Raw genomic sequence first — 6,032 nt, 5'->3', positions numbered from 1 at the left:
ATAGTCATACTATTCATGTAGTAGGCACGGCTAGACTCACGACATGCGTCGCACGGGTTCGGCCCGCAGGGAGGCCGCCTCCCTTCGGTCGGCACCCCATCGGCACGTCGGATCCTCGGGTGTGTCGTGCCCGTCGTGCCCATCGGAGCGTCAGGCCCCAGCCCAACCAAAGACAGAATGGCGCCTACGGCACTCAGCGCCCTGGCACGGCCAATGCTGCCCCGAGGCCCGTTGGCCCCTCACCCGCGGCTCCCTTTCCCACGGATGCCGCATCGTTTAACGGCCTGGCAGACACGTCAAGGGCGCTTCGCGTCGCTACGCGATCATCAAAGATGACCCTTGACCTGCCCACCAGCCCGCTAAGTGCGGCTCCTGGGAGGGCAAGGGAGAAGACCGGAACGACCGCCATCCCGATGGGCCCGCCGCCGTTCGGCGCGGCCGGTGCCTGGACACGAACACCGGCCGCGCCTCCGTTCACGCGGTCCGCCTGGCCCCCAGCGTCGGAGCCGTGATCAGGTCCGTGACCAGCGCAAACCCGATCGGATCCCCGGTATCGATCCCGTCCGCCACAGCCAGCAGCCGCACGCCCCGCCGCCGCAACAGCGCCAGCACCGCCACCCGAGCAACCTCCGTGTCCGCCAGCCGGTCCAGCGCGTCGACGACCACGACGCCCGCGGCCCGCGACCGCAGCCACGCCGGCACCGCCGCGCAGGCTCCAGGACCGCCCCCCGCCCGCAGACGTTCGGTCGGACCCGCCTCCCAACCTCGCGCCTTACAGGCCGCCAGGAACGCCGCGCGCTGCACCGCCTGGCCCTCCATCGTCACATCCGCCCGCACCACGCTCGCCGCCCGCATCACCGACCACCCCACACCCGACGCCGACGCGACCGCCCGGCCTGCGCGACCCGCACCACCGCCGGCACCGCATACACCGCCCGCGCATCCGCCGACGACGCCGCCCAGGCCGCCAGCCCCGCCACCGAACGCAACGCCGCCGCCCGCCACGCCGCCATCGTGTCGTCCAGGTCCAACCCGTCCGCCGAAGCTTCCGCAGGCCACGTCTCCCGCGCCGCCGCCCGCAGACACGCCACCCCCAACGACACCCACCCCCACGCCGGATCATCCCCGCCCATCCGCACCGTCAGACCCGGCAACATCACCGCGACCTCCGATACCCCCACCACCGACCGCGACGGCACATCCCGCACCCCCGCAACCTCACCCCGAATCGTCACATCCGACACGATCAACACACCGTCAGATACCATCGCCACGGAACCTCTTCCTGTTACAGCAGGTGGGGGATCAGGCCCGGATCCGGTGTTCCCGCACCGACCGGGCCGCTTTCACGTTCGAGACCATCATCGCAAGACTTCTACACGTTGTTGAAGGCGGAAACGCCGAACGGCCGGCACCCCCACCAGGGATACCGGCCGCCGATTCCAGCCCGTTAGCCGCCGGAACACGCCTCACGGATGATGTCCGCGAGCGCAACCACCGACCGCGGATCGCAGCGCATCAAACATTGCCGCAGCCGCACCCCCGTGGGACCCGTGGGACTAGCCAGCAAGATCAAATGCAGAGATTCCTGATACGTCGACCACGGGCCGCACCCTGGACGCGCTACCACCGGGACCCATCCCTCAGAGTCCACCGAACATCGCCCCCAGGTCCGGCAGTGCCCGGAAACGCAGCACCGCCGCCGAGTCGCCGAGGCTCGCTCTCCAGTGATCCACGAACAGCACCGGCGGGAGCGTCGCGGTGACGTTCACCAGGTCCCGCAGGCTTGCCCCACTCGTCATCGTCACGTCGTAAAGTCCCGCAACATGATCGATACGCAACGTGACGAACGGACGGCCCTCGTATGGGTTACGCCAGCCACGCCCGGTCGATGGCGGAATACTAGACACCAGGTCACTCCTGTTCGAGCAGGTTGTGATCTAGGTTCCGGACGGATGACCCAACACCCGTCCGGAACCGACCTAATGGCTAATAGTGTAGCCGGCTAGCCTTGTAGCCGCACGGGGAACGCGGTAGCCCCCCGGATATCCTTAGGATCATGCCAACGGTCACCCTGGACGATCTGCGGACGCTCGCCGCCCAGGTTGCGGACGCAGAGCAGCGACTCAGCCGAGCCCGCACCGCGCGAGACAACGGCATCCGGGAAGTGCGCGCTCAGAGGCAGTACACGGTTCAGGAGATTGCCGACGCGGCCGGCGTCTCCCTAGCAACCGCCAAGATCGCCCTACGTGGATCATGAGCGACCGAGGATCCGTCGATGTCGGCGTACCGTTCACTCCTGTGATCTGTGACACACGGTTCGGTATACTTCGCGAAACATCGGCACCGGCATCCCGACCTCACCGAACCTGCACGAGGTCGCCCAGGCCGTGGTGCCCGACGCCCGCATCGTCTACGCCGACAACGACCCCCTGGTCCTCGCGCACGCCCGCGCCCTGCTGACCGGAAACCCCGCCGGGCGCACCGCCTATCTCGACGCCGACCTGCGCGACGTCGACACCATCCTCGGCTCCAGCGAGGTGCGCGACACCCTCGACCTGACCCAGCCGGTGGCCCTGTCCGTCTTCGCGATCCTACACTTCGTGCCCGACAGCGACGATCCGTACGGCGTGATCCGGCGGCTGCTCGACGCCCTGGCCCCCGGCAGCTACCTGGCGCTCAGCCACGGGACCGCCGACTTCGGGTCGACCGGGAGCGCGGAGGGCGTGGCGAACTACCGGGCCCGCGGCATCAACCTGCAACTGCGCGACGCCGCCGAACTCGCCCGCTTCTTCGACGGCCTCGACCTCGTCGAGCCCGGCGTCCAAGCCCTCAACCGCTGGCGCCCCGAGTCGGACTCGGCCCTCACCGACGACCAGATCAACATGTACGGCGCGGTCGGCCGCCTGCGCTGAGGGCCCGGCCTGAAGACCGCCCAGCCCCCGTCTGGGCCGGGTGCGGTGTGCCGGGGAGGTCAGGAAGGGACAGGGCGGTCAGGAAGGGACAGGGAGCAGTTCGGCGATGAGGTGTTCGATGCGGGCGCGGATGTCGTCGCGGATGGGGCGGACGGCGTCGATGCCCTGGCCGGCGGGGTCGTCGAGTTTCCAGTCCTCGTAGCGTTTGCCGGGGAAGACGGGGCAGGCGTCACCGCAGCCCATGGTGATGACGACGTCGGAGGCTTCGACGGCGTCGACGGTGAGGATCTTCGGGGCCTGGTCGGTGATGTCGATGCCGGCTTCGGCCATGGCGGCGACGGCGGTGGGGTTGATCTGGTCGGCCGGGGCGGAGCCGGCGGAGCGGACCTCGACGCGGTCGCCGGCGAGGTGGGTGAGCCAGCCGGCGGCCATCTGGGATCGGCCGGCGTTGTGGACGCAGACGAACAGCACGGAGGGTTTCGTGGTCATGGAAGCGCGATCCTTCTGTGGGTAGGTGGGTGGGTGGGTGGGTGCTGTGGGTGTGGGTGCCAGGGATGGGGCGGTCGCGGGGTCCACTGCGGTCAGGGCGTCCAGCCGGGCGGGGGATCCGGGATCGGTCCTGACACACCTCGGGATGCCCGCGGCTGCGTGCCGTTCGCGGTCGCCGGGTCGGCATGGGGCAGCACGACCTGCGCGGCCTGCGCGCGGGCCGCGGGCGTGGGCGGGTAGAGCAGCCGGACCAGCCCGTAGCCGACCGCGCCGCCGACCACCTGGGCCGCGATGAACGCCGGGGCGGAGGCGGGGGCGATGCCGGCGAAGCTGTCGGAGAACATCCGGCCGACGGTGATGGCGGGGTTCGCGAAACTCGTCGAGCTGGTGAACCAGTAGGCCGCGCCGATGTAGGCGCCGACCGCGGCCGGGGCCCGTTCGGCCCGGCCGGACCGGACCAGCGCGAAGATCAGCAGGATCAGGCCGGCGGTGGCGACGACCTCGGCGAGCAGATGCGCTCCCGAGGCCCGGTGGTGGGTCGCGATCGACACCGCCGACCGGTCGAACATCAGGTTCGCCAGCACCGCCCCGCCGACGCAGCCGGCGACCTGCGCGGGCAGGTAGGCGGCGGCGTCGCGCCACGACAACCCACCGAACGCGGCGTCGACGAGGCTGACGACCGGGTTGAAATGCGCCCCGGACACCGGGCCGACCATCAGAATGATCGCGAACAGGCCGGCGGCGGTCGCCGCGGCGTTCTCCACCAGTTGCAACCCGACCTGGCCGGGGCTGAGCTGGACCGCGGCGATCCCCGACCCGACGACCAGAGCGGCGAGCAGCATGCTGCCCACCGCCTCGGCGATGAGGCGCCGCGCCAGCGACGACCGGCCACCCGGCTCACTGTCCGCCACGGGGTTCAGCGGGCGCCGGCGGGCGCCGGTTCGATCACGACGTCGGTGGTGTCGGCGGCCGGGCCGCAGTCCACTCCCGGCCCGCAGGCGCAGGCCGACCCCGGCCCCGATCCTGACCCGCTGCCCGGTTCCACCGTCCGCAGGGTCGGCACCGACCCGTCGACGACATCGGACAGCACCGTGTAGACCTCCCACGGCGCACCATCCGGGTCGTCGACCCAGACCTTGTCCTGCACCGCGTAGCAGCAGGCGGTGTTCTCCTCGACCGCGGTCTCCAGCCCCGCACCCGCCAGCCGTCTCGTCGCCGCAGTGACCTCAGCGGAGGACTCTACCTCGACGCCGAGGTGGTTCAACGCGCCCGCGACGCCGCTGCCGCGGACGTCCGGGTTCTCGATCAGCACCAGCTTCAGCGGCGGCACGTCGACCGCGAAGTTCGCGTACCCCGGCCGCCGCTTCGCCGGCTCCACCCCGAACAGCTTCGAGTAGAACGCCACCGCCGCGTCCACATCGGACACGTTCAACGCCAACTGCACCCGGGCCATCCCGACCACCTCACACATCGACCGATGTCTATGTCCTGACGTGACGGAGCATGCCCGCAGACATAGACCACTGTCAATACCCCGTGGTCTGGACCGGCGGGCTCAGGCGCCGGCCCGAGGCACGGGTCAGCTGTGGGGGTCCCGACGGCCCGCGACCAGGTCGGGGTCGCGCGGGCGATCGGGCTTCGCCGCAGGAGCGGCGCGGCGGGCGGCGGCGCGACCCGACACCCGGTGGCCGCCGGCCATGACGGCGATGACCGCGACCGTCTCCAGGGTGCCCAAGATCCACGTCGCGCTGCTGGCCGACTTGTCCGCCAGCCCCGGCGGCGGTGCGGTGGCCGAGGTGGCGTGCTTCGCCGCGTCGGCCTGGAATGCCTGGTCACGGGCCGAGCCGTGCAGAAACGGCGCGACGAACAGGACGGTGGCGACCAGCAGCAGCTCGACGCCGACGACCGCCGGGAAATGCCGGGTGAGGACGGTGCGCAGCGGGCGTTCGTCGCCGGCGGCGCGCAGCGCCTCGATCCGGGGGTGCAGGAAGAACTGGTTGATGGCCCCGAGGCCCAGCAGCGTCCCGAAGATCAGGATCTTCACGCCGAGGACCCGGCCGTACATCGTGGTGACCAGCTGGTTGGGGCCGTCGACGTGCTCCCAGAACAGGAACAGCCCGGACAGGCCGATCGCGGCGACGCAGCTCATCGCGCCCGCCGAGTAGCGCCGGATCGCCAGCGACCAGAAGCCGGCCCGCTCACCACCGCCACCGGCGCAGGCCGGGCCGGCCGCCCCCGCGCCGCGCAGCCCCCGGCGCGCTCGCCGCCGTCACCTCCCGGTTGGCGAGCGCGGCCGCGGTGCTCGGCGGGCTGGCCGTGCCCGCGGTGCTCAGTGAGCGGGCGCACGACTCGGCCGCCACCGGCGGCTTCGACTACGGCGCCGCCTGGGACCAGCTGTACACCGGGGGTACTCCCGGGGTGCTGTTCGGCCTGGAGATCACCCTCAGCCTGGTCGGCGCCGCCCTGGTGGTGCCGCTGACCGTGCGAACGCTGGCGGCGGGGCCCGCGCGGCGGGTGCTGCTCGCCGCCGGGCTGCTCGCCGGTGCCGTCAGCCTGTGGACGACGAAGCTGCCCGCGACCTGGCCGGACGGGCGGACCGCCGTCGAGACCGCGATGTGGATCCTGCAC

8 protein-coding genes and 1 pseudogene are annotated in these 6,032 nt (G+C 71.3%); 2 read left to right on the top strand and 7 right to left on the bottom strand.

The features are described 5' to 3' along the window. Positions 1 to 474: 474 nt before the first annotated feature. The 3 genes from MXD58_RS17930 to MXD58_RS17920 all read right to left on the bottom strand — a co-directional run bounded on the left by MXD58_RS17930 (position 475) and on the right by MXD58_RS17920 (position 1,802). A complete protein-coding gene (locus tag MXD58_RS17930; RefSeq protein ID WP_248838636.1) occupies positions 475 to 855 on the bottom strand; it encodes a recombinase family protein in 381 nt (126 codons plus the stop codon). Next, on the bottom strand, positions 855 to 1,157 hold the full coding sequence (locus MXD58_RS30355) for a hypothetical protein (RefSeq protein WP_284678521.1): 303 nt from the start codon (positions 1,155 to 1,157) through the stop codon (positions 855 to 857). The genes MXD58_RS17930 and MXD58_RS30355 overlap by 1 nt, the downstream gene beginning before the upstream one ends. 486 nt (positions 1,158 to 1,643) lie before the next feature. Beyond that, positions 1,644 to 1,802: a hypothetical protein gene (locus tag MXD58_RS17920; RefSeq protein ID WP_248838637.1), complete on the bottom strand. Its 159-nt coding sequence runs from the start codon at positions 1,800 to 1,802 to the stop codon at positions 1,644 to 1,646. A 537-nt stretch (positions 1,803 to 2,339) separates the two neighbouring features. Between MXD58_RS17920 and MXD58_RS17915 the strand changes: the two genes are divergently transcribed. Further along, positions 2,340 to 2,915 (top strand): SAM-dependent methyltransferase, encoded by a 576-nt coding sequence (locus MXD58_RS17915; protein ID WP_308301991.1) that lies wholly within the window; start codon positions 2,340 to 2,342, stop codon positions 2,913 to 2,915. A gap of 78 nt (positions 2,916 to 2,993) precedes the next feature. Here MXD58_RS17915 and MXD58_RS17910 read toward each other — a convergent pair whose 3' ends face one another. The 4 genes from MXD58_RS17910 to MXD58_RS17895 all read right to left on the bottom strand — a co-directional run bounded on the left by MXD58_RS17910 (position 2,994) and on the right by MXD58_RS17895 (position 5,577). Then, positions 2,994 to 3,404: an arsenate reductase ArsC gene (locus tag MXD58_RS17910; protein WP_248838639.1), complete on the bottom strand. Its 411-nt coding sequence runs from the start codon at positions 3,402 to 3,404 to the stop codon at positions 2,994 to 2,996. Positions 3,405 to 3,496: 92 nt separating this feature from the next. Continuing rightward, positions 3,497 to 4,315 (bottom strand): aquaporin, encoded by an 819-nt coding sequence (locus tag MXD58_RS17905; protein WP_308301989.1) that lies wholly within the window; start codon positions 4,313 to 4,315, stop codon positions 3,497 to 3,499. A 5-nt stretch (positions 4,316 to 4,320) separates the two neighbouring features. Further along, positions 4,321 to 4,857 carry an ArsI/CadI family heavy metal resistance metalloenzyme gene (locus MXD58_RS17900; protein WP_248838655.1) on the bottom strand — a complete coding sequence of 179 codons (537 nt, stop codon included), beginning with the start codon at positions 4,855 to 4,857 and terminating at the stop codon, positions 4,321 to 4,323. A gap of 126 nt (positions 4,858 to 4,983) precedes the next feature. Continuing rightward, positions 4,984 to 5,577 (bottom strand): CopD family protein, encoded by a 594-nt coding sequence (locus tag MXD58_RS17895; protein WP_308301990.1) that lies wholly within the window; start codon positions 5,575 to 5,577, stop codon positions 4,984 to 4,986. 107 nt (positions 5,578 to 5,684) lie between these two features. On the opposite strand from MXD58_RS17895, the pseudogene MXD58_RS17890 reads away from it, so the two are divergent. Then, a pseudogene (locus MXD58_RS17890) lies at positions 5,685 to 6,032 on the top strand (copper resistance protein CopD); the annotation flags it as partial.

The organism is Frankia sp. AgKG'84/4 (assembly GCF_023242965.2).
Taxonomy (GTDB): domain Bacteria; phylum Actinomycetota; class Actinomycetes; order Frankiales; family Frankiaceae; genus Frankia.
Note: the sequence above shows the minus strand (reverse complement) of the source record. Positions and strands in the feature narration are given on the sequence as shown.